Source organism: Bradyrhizobium sp. ISRA442, from assembly GCF_038085055.1.
Lineage (GTDB): Bacteria > Pseudomonadota > Alphaproteobacteria > Rhizobiales > Xanthobacteraceae > Bradyrhizobium.
In genome coordinates this window covers 152,634-170,225 of the sequence record NZ_JALGCN010000008.1, presented here as the reverse complement: position 1 = coordinate 170,225, position 17,592 = coordinate 152,634, and the positions used below count along the sequence as shown (strand labels likewise).

Genomic DNA, 17,592 nt, shown 5'->3' with positions numbered 1-17,592 from the left:
GAGTGGGAAAAAAGCGGCTCGTGGTGACCCGATCTCGCCGATAGCGTATTGACATGTCGGACGAAGTTCTTCGAAAAAGTCAGACTTCATGCTCACGACTGCGACCCAAAGCTCGCCCCGGCCGAGACTGCCAGACGGCGTCCGCATCTATGCGATCAGCGACGTCCACGGCTGCGCGCATCTGCTCGAGCAGATGTTCGTTGTCATCGATGCGGATATGTCGAACAGCCGGCCGTATCGTGCGATCGAGGTCTTTCTCGGTGACTACATCGATCGCGGACCTGACTCCCGCCGCACCCTCGATCTTCTTATCGGGCGCAGCCGCCGCCGCAACACGGTTTTTCTCAAGGGCAATCACGAAGCCTATTTCACCTCCGTGCTAGACGATCCCTCGCGCGTCGCCGACTGGTTTGGTTTCGGCGGACTCCAGACCATGATGTCATACGGGGTGTCGGCCTCGCCCAATCTCACCAAGTACGAACAATCCGATCTCGTGCGCGAGCTCACGTCCGCAATGCCGCCGCAGCACATCGCGTTCCTGCGCCAATTGCGGCCGACATTCACCTGCGGCGACTTCTTCTTCGTTCACGCGGGCGTTCGTCCCGGTGTCCCGCTGTCCGAACAGCGCGAGCAGGACCTGTTGTGGATCAGGGACGAATTTCTCCGGAGCAAGAAGCGCTTCGGCAAATATATCGTGCATGGCCACACACCGGTGCGCCAGGCCGAGTTGCTCGAGAACCGCGCCAATATCGATACCGGGGCATATGCCACCGGAAATCTGACCCTGCTGTCCATCCAGGGCAGCAGCATGCTCGCAATCTAGGCGCAGCATCCGCTCGCAGCATTGCGTCGGGCGCCGCAACCCGCCGTCAATTGGTGCTGCCGGTCGGAGGCCGGTATTCCGGAAAGCGGCTGAGCATCGCCGCTTTCAGGAATTTGAAATGGGCGATCGAGGCACCGAGCTCCTTGAGCCTGCGCTGGCCGTTCAGGATCTCCTTGTCGAACAGATCCTGGTGATGATTGTCCAGCGGCTCGCGCTCGAGATATTCATCATCGCCATTGCCGAAGGTCACCGCCGCCCGCGCCAGCACGTCTTCAACGCGGCGGTTAAGGCCCGACTGCTCACGCTCTGCCGCGTGCAGCGCGTCCTCGATCGCCAGCATGATGGCTTCGATACGCGTACGGTCGGTCTCGGCATCGCGCTCGGGGGACCGCGCGCGGAACGTCTGTTCTCCCCGGAAGCGGTCCCTCAGGAAGTTGTGGGTGCGGGCCCGCAGGAACAGTTGGAACATGCGTGCATTTCCGATTTGAAGTGCCAGACCGGAGGAAAATGGGACCGCGATGGTTAATAAAGGTTAAAGTCTCCGGGCGCTTCAGCGCGACTTTGTGCCATCCAGGCCTTCCAGGCCCCCTCATGCTTTGCATACAGCTCCAGCCAGCGCCGCTCGCCGGCCGCCTGCCACGGCGTATCGCCGTCGCGCGCGGCCTGCTTGCCCGCCTGCCCGAGGGATGACTCGCTGTCGAGCCGCTCGAACTCGAAGGTTTCCTCGGGGGTGAGACCTATCAGAACCCGCCGCCCGCCCGCGTCGACGAAATATCGGCGCGGGGCATTGTTCCTCGAACTTGTCATGACGCGCCACTCTTCCCGTCGTGATCGCGGATCGTTTGCATCTTCTCAGAATGCACGCCGCACCCGGGCGAACGATGGGTTTTGTCGAGACATCGTCGGACCATAGGACCGATGGAGCGGGTGACGCTCCCTGCGCCGGTGAGACCGCCACGCGCGCGCCGCGTAGCCCGCGGCGAAGCCGGCGAAGATCGAGACGATGATCGGGAACAGCGTCATTCGGAATTCTTCCCAGTTAAGGAGCGCCTTCATCCTTCTGATGCGGCATTCTCAGCTTCGAGTTGTGTCGACATCATGATGTACGCCGCCGATTTTCGTGTCAGGCTTGAGAAAATTTGGGCAGCACCATGCTTGCGAAGTGATCGCTTGCGCGTGCGTCAACCGAGGAACAAGAGGAACAATCGCACCAGCAACAGGGTGATGAAATACACCCAGCCTACCATCGCGATCAGCGCAACGCCGAAAAACGCGCCTTCAAAGGCCCGCTCTCTGAACCTCGTGAGAGGAAGTGCCGCTCGCGCTTTTTGAAGCATCTCGGCCTTCTCATTGGATCGTGTCGTTTGCACGATGATAGCCGAGCGAATTCGACGATCTCGTGACGGCTCGTTTGACAGAAGCGCAGATCCGTTCGCCGAGATCACCGCTCAACGCATGTGTCGCGATTGGATCAATTCTCAAACGAAGGCAGTGTGCGATCGCACCACGATGACTCGATCGGCGCTGACCGCTGTTGATTTGCGACGCGCGAGACATGGCGGCGCGAATCCGTGCGGAGCGTTCGACGCGCCATCGCTACTGCGTTTGGTGTCCCTCACGCTGATCGGCGACATCTGGCTTCGATCTCGGGCAGCGCTATCGCGTATGATAGCCAGCGCTTGGAGCGCTGAAGCTTTCACATCCGTCATCGCCGAGCACAGCAGTCCGGAGGATGGCGTCGCTTCCGCTCGCCAATGTCCCGGCCATCCACGCCTTGCCGCGCGGTACAAAGAACGTGGATGCCCGGGACAAGTCCGGGCATGACGATCTCCTGCAAACGAACACATGCGAATCGGCCTGTGATCCCTGGAGCCTGGTTCTGCGACAACTCGGACACGGCAGCAGAGCCTTCTCGTCCGCGGATATGGGCGTGCGGATCGGCCTCGGCCAGCTAAACTCCCGTGGTTATACGGTGCGCCACGCACCAATTTCATCCCGGTAAGGTTGAGCGGTTAGCTTAATCCGCGGTGTTTGTTGCGAAGTCTCGCCAATTGCCTATCCATCTTCGCACCGGGCTCCCCCAAAGCCCGGCCCCACCCAAGCAGAGCCGTCGAGCGCACATGGGTTCGCTTGGCGGCTTTGTCGTTGTGTCGATGCGAGAGGATCATTTCGGTTATGGCGCGCAAGCCCTGGTCGTTCAAGGAAGACCGCCGGCTCATGGAGCTGGCCAAGTCTTCAGCGTCGCTGGAAGAGGCGGCGAAGCAGCTCGGGCGATCGCCCGACGCGATCAAGCGCATGGCCTTGCGTCTCGGCCTGTCGCTGAAATCGAAGAGCACCAAGAAAGGTTAACGAGGACGCGAACGCCACGACTGGTTCGAGCCGGAACGGCCGGCCGCCCGGCGCGTTATTTCCGCGTGAAATAACCGAGGTTTCGGTCGTGTCACATTTTGCCATTGTCGCCCTTGTGGCCTGGCTCGCCTTCAACATTGCGTTCGTGGCGCTCCGGCTGTGGGTTACCCGCCCGCGCAAGCACCGAAGCCGCACAGATTGCCGCCAAGCCAGCGCTGTTCGCGTCGGAGCACGTTCGTACCGCGGGATGTAGTGCTGTTCCAGGCAGCCGATGCGAACGGAACAATCGAGCGCCGGTGACTGAAGGGCTTGAGCGCCAACAAGCTGACACCATCACGGTGGACGCATCGACGGCACTGGTGGCCTGACCCGTCCTGGTGGAATCCTTCGCCAGAGCCAGTGTGGACGACCTTAACGATGTTCGCGTCTTTCGCAGCGACGTCCGTCTCGGGTGGCTAAGATGCGGTAATGCGTCGAAACCATTTCATCGCAGCCGCGGCCATCTGCCTTGCGCTCATCGTCTACGCCACGCTTGCAAAGTTGGCGGGCAGGCCTGCCCTCGCGGGCCACGCCGAAGCCTATTGGGTCGTCGTCATTGAGCGCTTCAGCGCCTACGGACTGTTGGGCTTCCTGTTGTCTTTCCTGCTGCCCGGACGCTTCATGCTGGCCTGCACTCTTGTGGTGGCCGTTGCCGGCGGGCTCGAGGTCATGCAAGCGCTCACACCTGACCGTGATCCGCGGATAATCGACGTGTTTGAAAAGGCGGCAGGCGGCACCGTGGGCGTCATGCTGGCTCAGACAATCCTGGCCTTCCTGCCAAGACCACCGACCTAGTCAGTCCGGGACGCCCACCTTGGCGGAGCAACAGACTCGGCCACACTGCGCCTGTCATATGTCACTTCCAGCGCCAACGGCTCGGCCATCCGCCGATGCGTCTCGCGCAATGCCGCGATCGCTCCGTCGAGATCGGGATCGGCTTCGCGGGTGGTCGCAAAAGAATTTCATCGTCAGCGCATCGTCCAGCTTGGCGGCTCTTGCGGCGATCAAGCGACAGATGCCTCGCGCACTCTCTGGCCTCCATCGCGCTGCAGCCGCAAAGGTGCAGGTGTCAACACGAGACCAAGCGAGCCTCGCTATGACGCCGGAGTCCTGGGGGACATGGAGGGATGGCGCGAACGCGATCGGCTATCGAGGCCCTTGGGCAGCTTGTCGGAATTGAGCTTCACGACGGCGCCTTTCACGTCGGTGACCGGCGTATCTTCCTGGCTGTAGATCAGCGTCGCCTCGAATTTCACGTCGGGCGCCTCCTTGGCCGTTCCGGAGCAGGTCGCCATCGCGCCCGTGCACACGCCCGACAGATTGACCACGACTTCATCCGGCCCGAACACGGTCGGCGGACCTTTCGAATGCCGCCTCGTGGTCAAGACGGCCGTGAAGCCATTCTCATCGACGTGGTACGAGCCGCCATAGGTGAAGAAGCTGTCGCTGCCCGAGATCCGCCCCTCGGCCAAATGCACGATACCGGTACCTTGGCCGAGCGGGGTCCTGAACCAGGCAGCGTATTTGCCCTCTCTCAGCATGAACAACATCCACCGTGAAATCAGCGGGTATTTGCGACCAACTCTGGGGCGCGACAATGACTGATCCGAAGGCCGTTGCGCGACGGTTAACGTTCCCCAAACCGAACGCGTCAAATTGCTTGCGACATCGCGCGGGTGTCGCAGGCGGCCAAATCAAAACAATTCTATCCCGTCATCTGCAGTGTCGGCGGTCCCGAGCCGAGGCGCGGCGGCAATCGACGAGAGCCCAAGCCCTTGCAGGAATTCGCGATGAACGTCGCGCTCGCGCTCCATCGTGTAGCGGGCGAAGAGATCGTCGAGCACCGTCTCGTCACCCGCCTGTAGCGTCGGCCTCCCTGCGACCGCGCTCGCCGTCTCGAGGCGCGAGGCGATCGCCGGCAAGGCCGCAGAGGCCTCGCCGAGCGTGCGCATCAAATCCTTCGCCGAATTCATCAGGCCTTCGAACTCGGCACCTTCATCGACCAGCCGGTTCATCAGCTTGCCTAGCCGCTCGTTGCCGGTCTCCACCTCGCGCAGCGCCTGGAGGATCTGCGGCTCGAGCTCGGCGAGTTGCCCGGGATCGCCCTTAACGCGAAGGTCCCTGAGATTGTTGGCCGATTGCTCGATGCTATCGAGCACGGGTCTTAAGCGAGTTGCGCCCGCCGCGACCTGGTCGGCGGTCGCTTTCAGTTCGTTGGCGATGACGACGAAGGCGCTGCCTCTGCTGCCGAGATGGCTGGCCTTGAGGCCGGCGTTCATGCCGATCAGGGTGATGTCGACTGTGGCCTCGGCGAGCCCGGCGATCGCCTGGCGGAACTTGGCCAGCGTGTCCTCGACGATTGCCAGCGCTTCATCAACCGAGCGGCCGGCATTCTCGCAGGTGGCGATTAAGGTCGAGGCCTGCGCGAGCGTGTGCTTGATGCGCGCCAGAAAGGAGGACGAGCCGTCATCCTCCGCGCCGAACAGCGCCCGGCCGCGTCCGACGATATCGCCCGCATCATTCAGGATGGCCGACAGCGTGCGAACGATCTGGCCGATGTCGCCACCGAACTCGCGCTGGGCATCCCTGAGCTGGGCCGCCTGTAGACGGCAGACGGCGCGAGCGCCGCTGCCGACCTCCTCCGCATCAGGTACGAGGCTCGGCGCCAGCTCCGGCCCCGAGGCCAGACGCAAACCATGGATGACGTGCTCCAGACGCTGACGCGTGCTGTCGCCGGCCTGAAGCGAAATGATCGAGCTGCCGACCACCTCGGCGATCTTCCTCGTGCTGGTGCCCGCGAGCTCGGCGAGATGAGCGCTTTTGCTGCGCTGGTCGCGCAATCCGGAATAGGCCGAGGCGAGCTCGGCGCTTCCGGACATCAGTTGCTCCCGGTAGCCGCCCTCGAACTCTCTCTGCCGGGTGGATGCCGTCGCAACTGCATCCGACAGGCGCTGCTGGTCCCGCGCGCAGCCTTCGATCGAGCGCTGCACCGCCTTGCCGAGGTCGTAGGCTTCCTGCGTGAAGGCGAGAAAGCCCTCGCGGTCGCCGTCGAGCGAAGCCGCCTCGATCCGCGCGCTGCGCGCGATGATCGTGATCATCTGGATGTGCTTGAACAATGGCTTGAGCAGCGAAGACGCCTCCGCGGTGCTCTTGCCGATGGTCGCGAGCAAGGCGCTCTCTGCGGGCAGCGCTTGCGCCAGCTCGTTCAGCCGCGCGGCGATCTCCTGCAACGCGGTCGCCGCACCCTCGATCGCGGATCCGGACAGCTCCCCGGACAGCGTCGCGAGACCCTGATTCAGCTCCTTGAAGATGATATGGCCGCGTCCGAGCTGGTGACCGACACGGGCGAAGACGTCCTCGATGCGTGAGGAGACATCCTCGATCGCAGCGATCGCATCACTGAGAGGGTTGGCCGGGATTACGGACATCGCGTTCAACCCGCCACCGCGGCATGGCCGGTCTGGTACCAGAGCATGATTTCGCGCGGGATCTGATGCAGTGACACGATCTTCTCGACCCCGCCACGGGTGATGGCCTCCTTGGGCATGCCGAACACGACGCAGCTCTCTTCATCCTGTGCGCGCGTCGAAGCCCCGAGCCTGCGCATCTCCAGGAGCCCGCGCGCGCCGTCGTCGCCCATACCGGTCATGATGACGCCGAGCGCATTGGCGCCGGCATGCTGGGCCGCCGAGCGGAATAGCACGTCGACCGACGGACGATGCCGCGACACCGGCGGGCCGTCCTTGATCGCGATCTGGTAGCGCAGGCCGATGCGCTGGAGCAGCATGTGGCGGGCACCGGGCGCGATATAGGCGCAGCCCGGCAAGACGGGTTCGCCGTCCTCCGCCTCCTTGACCCGGATCTGGCAGACGCCGTCGAGACGCCTGGCAAAGGCCGCGGTGAAGCCTGCCGGCATGTGCTGGACGACGAGAATGCCCGGGCAAGTCGGCGGGAGCAGCTCCAGCACGTCGTTCAGGGCTTCCGTTCCACCGGTCGAGGCACCGATGCAGACGATGCGCTCGGTCGTCGGCCGCACCCGGCCCTGCACCGGCGGCGGGATGATGGCGTCGGCCGTCAGCTTCTTCTCGATCATCCGCCGCTCCGCGCGCGGCCGCACGCGCGCGCGGGCGGCCGACTTGACGGCCTCGCGAAGACGCGTCGAGCATTCGAGCAGCGCCTGCCGGGTATCGATCTTCGGCTTCGGCACGATGTCGACGGCTCCGGCCTCGAACGCCTCGAACATCACGTTCGAGCCCTCCTCGGTAAGCGAGGAGCAGATGATCACCGGGATCGGACGCTGCGCCATGATCTTGCGCAGGAAGGTCATGCCGTCCATCCGCGGCATTTCGATATCGAGGATGATGACATCGGGAATCTCGTTCTGGAGGCGGCGCGCCGCGGCGAACGGATCGGAGGCTGTCCCCATCACCTCGATGTCGGGATCGTCATTGAGGATCGTCTGGAGGATTTGGCGCACCGACGCCGAATCGTCCACGATCAGTACGCGAACCTTCTCCCTCGGCATTTTGGGTTGCGCTCCGGCTAGACCTTGAAAATGGTGGGCTGAACCTGCTTCAGGCCAGGCACGGCACTGTGAATCATCGATTCCGAATGCCCGACCAGCAGATAGCCGCCGGGCCGCAAATGGCTGCGCAACTGCTCGATCACCTTGCGCTGGGTCTCGCGTTCGAAATAGATCAGGACGTTGCGGCAGAAGATGATGTCGACATCGCGGTCGACCGGATAGGATGCATCCATCAGGTTCATCCGCATGAAATGCGTCATGCGCCGCAATTCCGGCACCACCCGCACTTCGCCGCGCGACCTGTCCCGCGACGACAGGAAGTACCTCTTCACGAATTGCTCCGGCACCGGGGCGAGCACATCGCGGGCATAGATCGCGGTCCTGGCGAGACGCAGCACGGCGGTCGAGATGTCAGTGCCGAGGATGCGGTACTGAAACCGCGATCCGCTCCGCGTCATGTCGTCCAGCACCATCGCCGCCGTATAGGCCTCCATGCCGGTGGAGCACGCCGAGCTCCAGATCTTTAGGTTCGCGTTCCTGCGTCCGTGCAATTTGAGCAGGGCCGGGATCGCAACTTCCCTCATGAAGGTGAAGTGCTGCGGCTCGCGGAAGAAGTCGGTCTTGTTGGTGGTCACCACATCGATGAGATGGGTGAGCTCGGTATCGAAATTATCCGTTTCGAACAGATTGTCGACATACTCGTTCAGGTCGGAATAGTTCAGCGCGCGCACGCGCTTGTGCAACCGCCCTTCCAGCATCAGCCGTTTGCCGGGCGGCAGCTTGATGCCGACCTGGCCTTCGATCAGCTCGGCGATCGTCCGGAAGTGGCGGTCCGACAGATGCACGGCTGTATCCTGCACGGCCGGCATCATGCCCGCCTGCCTTGGCCCGCGATGGCCGCCTGCACTGAATGTCGGACCATGTGGGCCATCTCGAAACCTTGCGCGTCTGCGCAATCATTGAACTCGGGCCGGTCCACCCGTGACGGCAGGACCGGCCTCGAAAATGCTAGCGCTGAAACTCGGCGTCGCGGTCGTCCTCGCCGTCATTCATGTCGAAGGCGAAGCCGCCACCGCCATTGGCGGTCTTCATGACACGCGCCGGCCTTGCCTGGGGCTTCTTGGCCGGCCGATCGGCGGCCGCCATGGTAGCGGCCTTCGCGCGCAATTGAGTGACCGCCCGATCGATCGGCGCCGCCGCGTGGCCGTTCGCGGCGTGATCGATGCGGAAATAGGCGATGGTCGACTGGAGCTGCTCGGCCTGCGAGGCGAGCTCCTCCGAGGTCGAGGACACTTGTTCGGACGCGCTGGCGTTCTGCTGGCCCACCTTGTCGAGCTGCTGGATCGCCTGGTTGATCTGGGCCGAGCCGACGTCCTGCTCACGGCAGGCCGCGGTAATCTCCTCGACGAGTTCGGCGGTCTTCTTGATGTCCGGAACGAGCTTGGCGAGCATGGCGCCCGCCTCCTGCGCCACCTTGACGGTTTCGCCTGAGAGCGTGCCGATCTCGGCGGCGGCCGCCTGGCTGCGCTCGGCGAGCTTGCGCACCTCGGACGCGACCACCGCAAAGCCCTTGCCGTGCTCGCCCGCGCGCGCGGCCTCGACCGCCGCGTTGAGGGCGAGCAGGTCGGTCTGCCGCGCGATCTCCTGTACGATGGTGATCTTCTCGGCAATGGTCTGCATCGCACTGACGGCGCGCCCCACGGCAGCGCCGCTGGCTTCGGCGTCCTTGGCCGACTGCGCCGCGATCTTCTCGGTCTGATTGGCGTTATCGGCGTTCTGCTTCACGTTCGAGGCCATCTCCTCCATCGAGGACGACGCCTCCTCCGCCGACGAGGCCTGCTCGGTCGCGCCCTGCGAAAGCTGTTCGGCGCTTGCGGAAAGCTCCTGGCTGCCGGCCGAGACGTTCTGCGCGGCCGTGAGGGCCTCCGAAACGATCTGCCGAAGCTTTTCCACCATGCGCTCGAGCGCAAGGCCCAGCGTGTCCTTGTCAGACAGCGGCTTGGCTTCAACCGTGAGATTGCCCTGTGCGATCTCGTTGGCGACTGCTGCGGTGGCGTTCAGGTTCACCGTCATCGCATTCAGCGACTTGATGAGATCGCCGATCTCGTCATTGCTCGACGATTCGATCTTGCGGCTGAGATCGCCGACCGCAACGGCGTCGGCCAGACCGACGGCCTGCGTCAACGCGCGGCTGATGTTCATCGCGATCCAGGTTGCGGCGACCGCGGCGATCAACAGCGAGGCGATCACCAGGCTCATCAGCAGCATCTCGGCCCGCGAGCCATCCTGCTTGGACTGCTCGGCCTGCTCGGCCATGTTCTTCTTGACGTTCTTGATGTAGATGTCGGCCGCCTCCAGCGCGTCCGCGACAACCTTGCGGCCGTCATGCATGGAGCGGTCCAAGGCCTTCTGCTTGTCGGTCTTCGCAAGCCTGACCGTCTCGTCCTGATAGGCGTTCAGTTTGCCGAACGCCACGGAGAAATTCTCCATCAGTTTCTTGCCGCTTTCGGCGGCCGCGGCGTAAATCTCGTCCTTGGACTTCGTGAGCGCTTCGCGATTCTTGGCGAGGTCGGCCACGAACTGGTCGTATTCCGCGTCGCTCGCCGCGAGGATTGAGTTCTTCTCGGCACGCACCAGAAACAGAACGCCTTCCTTGAGCTCCGCGGCCTTCTCCATGCGGCCCGCACGGTTAACCAGAACCTCAGTGGTTCCAACCATGTCCGACAGTTTCACGTAGCCGACCGCGCCGGCGATCATGGAAAGCAGGATGACGACGCCGAAGGCGCTCGCAAGCTTGGCTTTGACGGTGAATCTCATGTCAATCTCATTTGGTTCGAATTGGGGGTGCGTACGCTTGCCACGCTTACTCTTGCAAACTCAGGCGGCGCGGGACGCATCCGCGGCCGCATCGCGTCCTTCCGGAATCTCGTCGTTGGCCATCAGCTTGGCGAGGTCGAAAATGACGACGAACTTCTCTCCCTTGCGACCGATGCCGGCCGCATAATCGGACTGCCATTTGCCTCCCACTTCGGGCACCGGCTCGATGGCCTGCTCGTCGATATCGGTGACCTCGAAGACGCAATCGGCGACGAATCCGACGCCGACCAGGCGATCCTTCATCGGCACGTCGAGGATGATGATGCGGGTGGCTTCAGTCGCTGTGACATTCGGTAAACCCAGCTTGGTCCTGAGGTCCACGATCGGATAGCCGCTGCCACGCACGTCGATCATGCCGAGCAGGAAGTTTGGTGCGTGCGGCAGACGCGAGATCGGCCGCATGTCGAGAATCTCGCGGACGTTGCGGATGCTGATGCCGAACGTCTCACCGGCGAGCCCGAGCGTCAGATATTGCGAGGTTGCGGCCATGATGCGGTCCAAAGGTTTGGGAATGAGCGCGGTCCGGCGCGAGGCCGGACCGGTCGATCAGCGTTGAAACTCGGCGTCGCGATCGTCCTCGCGATCATCCATGTCGAAGGCGAAGCCGCCACCGCCATTGGCGGCCTTCAATGCACGCGCCGGCTGGCGCGCGGGCGCAGGCTTCTTCTTGCCTTGATCGGCCGCCGCCATGTGCGCCGCCTTGGCCCGGAGCTGGCTGACGGCACGGTCGATCGGCGCGACCGCGGCATTCTCCTTGCGCGTGGCGTGCTCGATCCGGAAGAACGAGATGGTCGACTGAAGCTGCTCGGCCTGCGAGGCGAGCTCCTCCGAGGTCGAGGACACTTGTTCGGACGCGCTGGCGTTCTGCTGGCCGACCTTGTCGAGCTGCTGGATCGCCTGGTTGATCTGGGCCGAGCCGACGTCCTGCTCGCGGCAGGCCGCGGTGATCTCCTGCACCAGCTCGGCGGTCTTCTTGATGTCGGGCACGAGCTTGGCGAGCATGCTGCCGGCTTCCTGTGCAACCTTGACGCTCTCTGTCGAAAGCGTGCCGATATCCGCCGCGGCTGCCTGGCTGCGCTCGGCGAGCTTGCGCACCTCGGACGCGACCACTGCAAAGCCCTTGCCGTGCTCGCCGGCGCGCGCGGCCTCGACCGCCGCGTTGAGGGCGAGCAGGTCGGTCTGCCGCGCGATCTCCTGTACGATGGTGATCTTCTCGGCAATGGTCTGCATCGCCTCGACGGCGCGACCGACGGCGACGCCGCTGGCTTCGGCGTCCTTGGCCGATTGCGCCGCGATCTTCTCGGTCTGGTTGGCGTTGTCGGCGTTCTGTTTCACGTTCGAAGCCATCTCCTCCATCGAGGACGACGCCTCCTCCGCCGACGAGGCCTGCTCGGTCGCGCCCTGCGAAAGCTGCTCGGCGCTCGCCGAAAGCTCCTGGCTGCCGGCCGAGACGTTCTGCGCGGCCGTGAGGGCCTCCGCGACGATCTGCCGGAGCTTCTCGACCATCACGTTGAGGGACCTGACGAGGTCGCCGATCTCATCGTTGCTGGCGGAGGGAATGGTCTGGCTGAGATCTCCATTGGCCACCGCACCGGCAAGGCCGACCGCCCGGCCGAGCGAACGGCTGATCGAGATCGAAATCCACAAGGCCGCGGCGATCGCAACCATCAGCGATACGCCAAGGAGCGTCATCAGCATGAACTGCGCCTGGTGTCCCTCTTCCTTGGACTGAGCGGCCTGCTCGGCCATCTGCTTTTTCGTGTTGGTGACATAGGCGCCCATGGTTTCCATCGCATCCGCGACGACTTTGCGACCATCACCCATCGAGCGTTCCGTAGCCTTCACCTTGTCGGTCTTCGCCAGCCGGATCGTCTCTTCCTGGTACGCATTCATCTTGGCATATGCTACCGCAAAGCTGTCGAGCAGCTTCCTGCCGGCTTCGCTCGCCAGCGCGTAGACTTCATCCTTGGTCTTCGTCGCTTGCTCACGAAGCTTGGCTGCATCGGCCGCAAACTGTTCGGCTTGGGCCTCCGTTCCGAGAATCGAGTTCTTCTCCGCGCGAAGCTGAAGCAGAATGTCCTTTTCGATCTGCGTCGCCTTCTCCATCCGGGTTGCGCGCAGAACCATGCTGTCGGCGGTCGCCATCATGTCGGCGAGCTTCATGTAGGCGACGCCGCCGGCGATCATGGACAGGACTATGACCAGACCGAATGCACTGGCAAGCTTTGCCTTGACCGTAAATCTCATCTTCAGCCCCTACCCCGGTCTCGCCCCCGAGACCTCGTTTCAATTCAAGATGCGTTCCATGTTCGGAACGATGACGAACTCTTCACGCCATTTGGTGATGAAGCGGATGAATTCCGGCTTCCAGTGCATCCCGACGCGCGGCGTCTGCTGCACATCGGTCTGCGAGATCTCCGTGACCTCGTAGACCTTGTCCGCGGTCACGCCGACCAACACCGGCTCGTTGTCGATCTGGATCTCGACGACGACGATGCGCGTGTCTGCGGATGCGTCGGTCTGCGGCATGCCGAAGCGGATGCGCAGGTCAGCCAGCGGAATGACGTTGCCGCGCACGTTGATCACGCTCGGAACGAAGGACCGTGCGCCGGCGACCTTGGTTGCCGGCACGGGATCGATGATCTCGCGCACGAGGCCCGCGTCGAGCGCGAACTTCTCCTCGCCGAGGCCGATCATCACGACCTGCATCGCGTCCACCTGACTCTCGCCGACCTGCCCTTCGTTCATCACGCCGCCTCGCTGATATGCTGCTTTTCGACCCTCGACTGCGCCAGCGCGACGAGTTGCGCGACGTCGAGGATCAGCGCCGCCGTGCCGTCACCCAGGATGGTCGCGCCGGAGAAGATCGTGACATCCGAATGCAACTTGGAGAGCGACTTGATCACGGTCTGGTGGTTGCCGATGATCTGGTCGGCGACGAGCCCGACGCGGGTCTCGCCGGTCGAGATAATAATGGTCTTCTGGTGCTGGTCCGGCGCGCCGGATGCGCTCAGGAGATCGCGCAAGCGCAGGAACGGCACGAGGTTGCCGCGCACATTGAGGAAGTTGCGGCCGCGCGAGCGCTCATCCTCGGCCGTGAGCTCGACGCATTCCTCCACCGCCGACAGGGGAATGATGTAGCGGCCTTCGCCGACGCGGATCAGGAGGCCCTCGATGATCGCGAGCGTCAGCGGCAAGCGCAGCGTCACGGTGGTGCCCTGGCCCGGCTTGGTCGACAGATCGATCGAGCCGCGCATGTTCTCGATGGTGCGCTTGACCACGTCCATGCCGACGCCGCGGCCGGACAGCGCCGAGATGGTCTGCGCGGTGGAGAAGCCCGGATGGAACAGGAACTGGTGAATCTCGTGGTCGGAGAGCGCGGCACCGGCTGCGATCAGCCCCTGCTCTTCCGCCTTGGCGCGGATACGGGCGGTGTTGAGGCCGCCGCCATTGTCCTTCACGGTCACGAGCACCTGCGCGCCGGAATGGACGGCGGCGAGCTCGATCCGGCCCCGCTCGGTCTTGCCGGCGGCCGCGCGGATCGCGGTGTCCTCGATGCCGTGGTCGATGGCGTTGCGGATCAGGTGCACCAGCGGATCGGCCAGGCACTCGATCATGGTCTTGTCGAGCTCAGTGTCTTCACCCGACGTGACGAACTCGACCGGCTTCGACAGATCCCGCGACAGGTCGTGCACGAGGCGCCGGAAGCGGCCGAACAGCGAGCCGATCGGCACCATGCGCGCGCCCATCGTGGTGTCGCGCAGGCTGGAGGCGAGACGCTCGATTTCCTCGGCAATCATCTTGATCGAGAGATCGGAGCCGGCCGAGGCGAGCTGCGTTAGCCGCGCCTGGGCGATGACGAGCTCGCCCACGCGATCCATCAGCTCGTCGAGGCGCTCGGCCTGGACACGGACGGTGGCGATGCCGCGATCTTCGCGCTTGGTGTCCTCGCGGCGCGCGGGCGGCGCCTCGCGCCTGATCTCGGATTTCGGCTCTAGCTTCGCCGCGGCTTCGTCGACGACCGGCACCGTTGCAGCCCCGGCTGCCGGAACGGACATCTCCATCACCGGGGCCTGCATCGACTCCTCGTCGAGGAGCTGGAACAGCGGTGCAGGCTTCGCTTCGACATGCTTCAACGGCGAGAGCGTGAGCTTCATCTCGTCCTGCACGAACATGAAGACGTCGTCGATCGCATCCTTGTCGCAGGCTGCGTGCAGCTTGACGTCCCACTTCAGATAGCAGTCCTCCGGGTCCATCTCGTCGAGGAACGGCACACCGTCTGTGATCGGCACGACGAAGCAGGGCCCGAGCTTGCAGAGATCTTCCAGGAGATCGAGCGGGTTCGATCCGTTGCGCAGGATGTGGGATTCGAATTCCAGGTAGAGATGCCAGCCGGCCTGCTTGGTCTCGGCCGGGGCCAGCGGCGGCGCTGCCGCGATCTGGGCGACCTGATCTTGTGGCTGGTCCGAAGACACGAAGCGCTTGAGGTCGTCGAGAATCGCTTCACCGATGATATCGTCGGTCGACTGCGGATCCTCGATCAGCGCGCGGATGTAGTCTTTGGCGGCGAGCGCGACCGAGATCAGCTCTTGTGTCGGCTTGATCTCACCCTTGCGGACGCGGTCGAAGGCGGTTTCGAACTCGTGGGTGAAGGAAGCGACCTTGTCGAAACCGAACATGGCGCCCGAACCCTTGATCGTGTGCAGCGCGCGGAAGGCGGAATCGACCAACTCGCGGTCGTCGGGACGCTGGCCGAGATCGAGCAGCGCTCCTTCCAGGACCTCGAAGAGTTCGCTGGCCTCCTGGCGAAAGACCTCGGTCGGGTCCATCGCGCTCATGAGCGCACCAGCTTGGCGACGACGGCGAGCAACTGCTCGGGCTTGAAGGGTTTCGTGATCCAGCCGGTGGCGCCGGCACTCTTCGCTTCTTGCTTCACCGCGTCGTTGGATTCGGTGGTCAGGAACACGATGGGCATGCCGACCGCGCTCGGCAGCTTGCGTAGCGCCCGGATCAGCTCCAGCCCGTTCATGACAGGCATATTGAGGTCGGTGATGACGAGATCGAGCTTGCCGGCCTGTGCCTTGGCGAGTCCCTGCGCACCGTCACCGGCCTCGATCACGCTGTGACCGGCCGGCTCGAGCACGACCTTGATCATCTGCCGAATGCTGGGAGAATCATCGACGGTCAGAATCGTGGCCATCAGGTGCCATCTTTCTTTTGCGGGAAATGCTGATCGATCATAGCCTCGCTGGCGAATCCGGCGCGGCGGAGGGTGTTGCGCAGTGACTGGGAGAAGGAGGTGAGGACGATGGGACGCCCCTGGGCCTCGCCGGTCTTGGCAGTCGACAACAGGAGCTGGATCGAGGTTACGTCGGCCTTGTCGACGCTGGAGCAGTCGATTTCGAGCCGGTCTTGCCGGCGGAACGCCTCGCGGATGAGGTCATAGACGTTTCGAATGGCCGCGATGCTGCAGTCAGCGGGTAACCGCAATGACCACTTCGGCTCTGAGGGATTGAGCGACATCGCTGCATCCGCCTTTGCTTAAGATCCCGATACACGTTTGACGTGAATCGAATGAGCAAACTCCTAACGAGGTGGTCCGTACAACTACGGGTCACATTCCCTAAGGTTTCGCGTGACTGCATGCAAACATGCATAGGGTTCCAGAATCTCATGCGAAATGCGCATATCCCAGCAACGTCGCCCAGCCGACGCATTTGCTTCGCGTTAAATTCCATCGGGTTATGTCTTGGGTTCGTGCCTCGCCAGCGAAGAGGGCCCCCGCCGCCGATGCTGACCCAAGCGCTTCTGGTTGATGACAGCCGCTCCGTCCTCAATTTCCTGAAACGTCACATCGAATCCGAAGGTCTGGTCGAGGCCACCGCCTTCCTCGATCCCGTCGATGCGCTGGCCTGCGCTCGCGAGCGCGTGTTTGACCTCGTGCTGGTCGACTACGAGATGCCCCACATGGACGGCATCAGCTTCATCCGCGCCTTCCGTACCCTGCCCGGCTGCGCCGACATTCCGATCGCGATGATCACCTCGCGGCAGACCGACGATGTCAAGATGGAGGCGCTTGAGGCCGGCGCCACCGATTTCCTGCCCAAGCAGCCCCAGAGCGTCGAGATGACGGTCCGCCTGCGCAACCTGATCCGGCTCGGTGCGGCCGTGCGCAAGCAAAACGATCGCGCCGCGGATCTCGCGAGCGCGGTGGCGGCTGCGACGCAGAAGCTCGGGGAGCGCGAAGAGGAGATCATCCTGCGCCTCGCGCTCGCGGTCGAATATCGCGACAACGACACCGGAGAGCACACGCTGCGGGTCGCCAGATACAGCCGCATCATCGCCGAGCAGCTCGGCCTGCCGGCGCGGCTGTGCCGCGACATCTATCTGGCCGCACCCCTGCACGACGTCGGCAAGGTCGCCATCCCTGACAATATCCTACTCAAGCCCGGCCGGCTGACCGACGAGGAGATGGCGGTGATCCGCACCCATGCGACGATCGGTGAGCGGATCCTGGCGGACTCAAGCTGCGAGCTGATCCAGCTCGGCGCGCAAATTGCCGCAGGTCATCACGAGCGCTGGGACGGTACGGGCTATCCGAACGGCTTGGAGGCAGCCGGCATCCCGGTCGCCGCACGCGTGGTCGCGGTCGCCGACGTCTTCGACGCGCTGACGACGCGGCGGCCATATAAAGAGCCGATGCCGCTCGAGGCTGCACGCAGCTACCTGATCGAGAACCAGGGGCGACAATTCGACCCAGCCTGCGTCGAGGCCTTCCTGTCGCGCTGGGACGAGGTCGTCGCGATCGCCGTTGGGCAGAGAACGCCCCCGTTCCAGAAATCCGAGGCCCCACTCTCACCCGACATGGCCGAGACGGCCGAGAGCCGCCCGGACGAAGGCCGCTCGCCCGAGGTTTCTCCGGCCTGATTCCGCCTTTCCCGAGCGGTTCGCAACGTCCCGCGCCTGCCTCTCGGGGTTT

Annotated in this window: 19 protein-coding genes; 4 read left to right on the top strand and 15 right to left on the bottom strand. The window is 63.7% G+C overall.

Annotated features, from left to right (window positions below):
• Window positions 1-88: 88 nt before the first annotated feature.
• Window positions 89-823 (top strand): metallophosphoesterase family protein, encoded by a 735-nt coding sequence (locus MTR72_RS18965; RefSeq protein WP_280969403.1) that lies wholly within the window; start codon window positions 89-91, stop codon window positions 821-823.
• A gap of 46 nt (window positions 824-869) precedes the next feature.
• Here the strand turns inward: MTR72_RS18965 and MTR72_RS18960 are convergent, their stop codons facing one another.
• From MTR72_RS18960 to MTR72_RS18945, 4 genes are all read right to left on the bottom strand, one after another.
• On the bottom strand, window positions 870-1,292 hold the full coding sequence (locus MTR72_RS18960; protein WP_280969402.1) for a hypothetical protein: 423 nt from the start codon (window positions 1,290-1,292) through the stop codon (window positions 870-872).
• Window positions 1,293-1,345: 53 nt separating this feature from the next.
• Complete coding sequence (locus tag MTR72_RS18955; protein ID WP_280969401.1) at window positions 1,346-1,630, bottom strand: hypothetical protein; 285 nt, start codon at window positions 1,628-1,630, stop codon at window positions 1,346-1,348.
• A 45-nt stretch (window positions 1,631-1,675) separates the two neighbouring features.
• Entirely contained in the window at window positions 1,676-1,846 is a 171-nt protein-coding gene (locus tag MTR72_RS18950) for a hypothetical protein (RefSeq protein WP_280969400.1), read from the bottom strand.
• A 158-nt stretch (window positions 1,847-2,004) separates the two neighbouring features.
• Complete coding sequence (locus MTR72_RS18945; protein ID WP_280969399.1) at window positions 2,005-2,160, bottom strand: hypothetical protein; 156 nt, start codon at window positions 2,158-2,160, stop codon at window positions 2,005-2,007.
• A gap of 838 nt (window positions 2,161-2,998) precedes the next feature.
• Here MTR72_RS18945 and MTR72_RS18940 point away from each other — a divergent pair.
• Window positions 2,999-3,172, top strand: a complete 174-nt coding sequence (locus tag MTR72_RS18940; RefSeq protein ID WP_279371981.1) for a hypothetical protein — start codon at window positions 2,999-3,001, stop codon at window positions 3,170-3,172.
• Between the two features lie 468 nt (window positions 3,173-3,640).
• Window positions 3,641-4,006: a VanZ family protein gene (locus tag MTR72_RS18935; RefSeq protein WP_280969398.1), complete on the top strand. Its 366-nt coding sequence runs from the start codon at window positions 3,641-3,643 to the stop codon at window positions 4,004-4,006.
• 299 nt (window positions 4,007-4,305) lie between these two features.
• Here MTR72_RS18935 and MTR72_RS18930 read toward each other — a convergent pair whose 3' ends face one another.
• From MTR72_RS18930 to MTR72_RS18880, 11 genes are all read right to left on the bottom strand, one after another.
• On the bottom strand, window positions 4,306-4,752 hold the full coding sequence (locus MTR72_RS18930; protein ID WP_280969397.1) for a hypothetical protein: 447 nt from the start codon (window positions 4,750-4,752) through the stop codon (window positions 4,306-4,308).
• A gap of 153 nt (window positions 4,753-4,905) precedes the next feature.
• Window positions 4,906-6,639, bottom strand: coding sequence for a chemotaxis protein (locus MTR72_RS18925; protein WP_280969396.1), 1,734 nt, complete (start codon window positions 6,637-6,639; stop codon window positions 4,906-4,908).
• A gap of 5 nt (window positions 6,640-6,644) precedes the next feature.
• Entirely contained in the window at window positions 6,645-7,736 is a 1,092-nt protein-coding gene (locus tag MTR72_RS18920) for a protein-glutamate methylesterase/protein-glutamine glutaminase (protein WP_280969395.1), read from the bottom strand.
• Between the two features lie 17 nt (window positions 7,737-7,753).
• Entirely contained in the window at window positions 7,754-8,608 is an 855-nt protein-coding gene (locus tag MTR72_RS18915; RefSeq protein WP_280969394.1) for a CheR family methyltransferase, read from the bottom strand.
• A 136-nt stretch (window positions 8,609-8,744) separates the two neighbouring features.
• Window positions 8,745-10,553 (bottom strand): methyl-accepting chemotaxis protein, encoded by a 1,809-nt coding sequence (locus MTR72_RS18910; RefSeq protein ID WP_280969393.1) that lies wholly within the window; start codon window positions 10,551-10,553, stop codon window positions 8,745-8,747.
• A 60-nt stretch (window positions 10,554-10,613) separates the two neighbouring features.
• A complete protein-coding gene (locus tag MTR72_RS18905; RefSeq protein WP_280969392.1) occupies window positions 10,614-11,102 on the bottom strand; it encodes a chemotaxis protein CheW in 489 nt (162 codons plus the stop codon).
• A 57-nt stretch (window positions 11,103-11,159) separates the two neighbouring features.
• Window positions 11,160-12,860 carry a methyl-accepting chemotaxis protein gene (locus MTR72_RS18900; protein WP_341510824.1) on the bottom strand — a complete coding sequence of 567 codons (1,701 nt, stop codon included), beginning with the start codon at window positions 12,858-12,860 and terminating at the stop codon, window positions 11,160-11,162.
• Window positions 12,861-12,899: 39 nt separating this feature from the next.
• Window positions 12,900-13,361 (bottom strand): chemotaxis protein CheW, encoded by a 462-nt coding sequence (locus tag MTR72_RS18895; RefSeq protein WP_280969390.1) that lies wholly within the window; start codon window positions 13,359-13,361, stop codon window positions 12,900-12,902.
• Window positions 13,361-15,451 carry a chemotaxis protein CheA gene (locus MTR72_RS18890; RefSeq protein WP_280969389.1) on the bottom strand — a complete coding sequence of 697 codons (2,091 nt, stop codon included), beginning with the start codon at window positions 15,449-15,451 and terminating at the stop codon, window positions 13,361-13,363. Before MTR72_RS18890 ends, MTR72_RS18895 begins: the two co-directional genes overlap by 1 nt.
• Entirely contained in the window at window positions 15,448-15,813 is a 366-nt protein-coding gene (locus MTR72_RS18885) for a response regulator (protein ID WP_280969388.1), read from the bottom strand. The genes MTR72_RS18890 and MTR72_RS18885 overlap by 4 nt, the downstream gene beginning before the upstream one ends.
• Window positions 15,813-16,136 (bottom strand): STAS domain-containing protein, encoded by a 324-nt coding sequence (locus MTR72_RS18880; RefSeq protein WP_280969387.1) that lies wholly within the window; start codon window positions 16,134-16,136, stop codon window positions 15,813-15,815. Before MTR72_RS18880 ends, MTR72_RS18885 begins: the two co-directional genes overlap by 1 nt.
• Window positions 16,137-16,403: 267 nt before the next feature.
• Between MTR72_RS18880 and MTR72_RS18875 the strand changes: the two genes are divergently transcribed.
• A complete protein-coding gene (locus tag MTR72_RS18875) occupies window positions 16,404-17,540 on the top strand; it encodes a response regulator (protein WP_280969386.1) in 1,137 nt (378 codons plus the stop codon).
• Window positions 17,541-17,592 lie beyond the last annotated feature (52 nt).

Excerpts from the sequence above, each read along its gene's own strand:
- MTR72_RS18915 (WP_280969394.1), bottom strand. The coding sequence starts at position 8,608 with ATGATGCCGGCCGTGCAGGATACAGCCGTGCATCTGTCGGACCGCCAC.
- MTR72_RS18890 (WP_280969389.1), bottom strand. The coding sequence starts at position 15,451 with ATGAGCGCGATGGACCCGACCGAGGTCTTTCGCCAGGAGGCCAGCGAA.
- MTR72_RS18920 (WP_280969395.1), bottom strand. The coding sequence starts at position 7,736 with ATGCCGAGGGAGAAGGTTCGCGTACTGATCGTGGACGATTCGGCGTCG.
- MTR72_RS18910 (WP_280969393.1), bottom strand. The coding sequence starts at position 10,553 with ATGAGATTCACCGTCAAAGCCAAGCTTGCGAGCGCCTTCGGCGTCGTC.
- MTR72_RS18875 (WP_280969386.1), top strand. The coding sequence starts at position 16,404 with ATGCTGACCCAAGCGCTTCTGGTTGATGACAGCCGCTCCGTCCTCAAT.
- MTR72_RS18885 (WP_280969388.1), bottom strand. The coding sequence starts at position 15,813 with ATGGCCACGATTCTGACCGTCGATGATTCTCCCAGCATTCGGCAGATG.
- MTR72_RS18905 (WP_280969392.1), bottom strand. The coding sequence starts at position 11,102 with ATGGCCGCAACCTCGCAATATCTGACGCTCGGGCTCGCCGGTGAGACG.
- MTR72_RS18955 (WP_280969401.1), bottom strand. The coding sequence starts at position 1,630 with ATGACAAGTTCGAGGAACAATGCCCCGCGCCGATATTTCGTCGACGCG.
- MTR72_RS18945 (WP_280969399.1), bottom strand. The coding sequence starts at position 2,160 with ATGCTTCAAAAAGCGCGAGCGGCACTTCCTCTCACGAGGTTCAGAGAG.
- MTR72_RS18880 (WP_280969387.1), bottom strand. The coding sequence starts at position 16,136 with ATGTCGCTCAATCCCTCAGAGCCGAAGTGGTCATTGCGGTTACCCGCT.
- MTR72_RS18950 (WP_280969400.1), bottom strand. The coding sequence starts at position 1,846 with ATGACGCTGTTCCCGATCATCGTCTCGATCTTCGCCGGCTTCGCCGCG.
- MTR72_RS18940 (WP_279371981.1), top strand. The coding sequence starts at position 2,999 with ATGGCGCGCAAGCCCTGGTCGTTCAAGGAAGACCGCCGGCTCATGGAG.
- MTR72_RS18935 (WP_280969398.1), top strand. The coding sequence starts at position 3,641 with ATGCGTCGAAACCATTTCATCGCAGCCGCGGCCATCTGCCTTGCGCTC.
- MTR72_RS18900 (WP_341510824.1), bottom strand. The coding sequence starts at position 12,860 with ATGAGATTTACGGTCAAGGCAAAGCTTGCCAGTGCATTCGGTCTGGTC.
- MTR72_RS18965 (WP_280969403.1), top strand. The coding sequence starts at position 89 with ATGCTCACGACTGCGACCCAAAGCTCGCCCCGGCCGAGACTGCCAGAC.
- MTR72_RS18895 (WP_280969390.1), bottom strand. The coding sequence starts at position 13,361 with ATGAACGAAGGGCAGGTCGGCGAGAGTCAGGTGGACGCGATGCAGGTC.
- MTR72_RS18925 (WP_280969396.1), bottom strand. The coding sequence starts at position 6,639 with ATGTCCGTAATCCCGGCCAACCCTCTCAGTGATGCGATCGCTGCGATC.
- MTR72_RS18930 (WP_280969397.1), bottom strand. The coding sequence starts at position 4,752 with ATGCTGAGAGAGGGCAAATACGCTGCCTGGTTCAGGACCCCGCTCGGC.
- MTR72_RS18960 (WP_280969402.1), bottom strand. The coding sequence starts at position 1,292 with ATGTTCCAACTGTTCCTGCGGGCCCGCACCCACAACTTCCTGAGGGAC.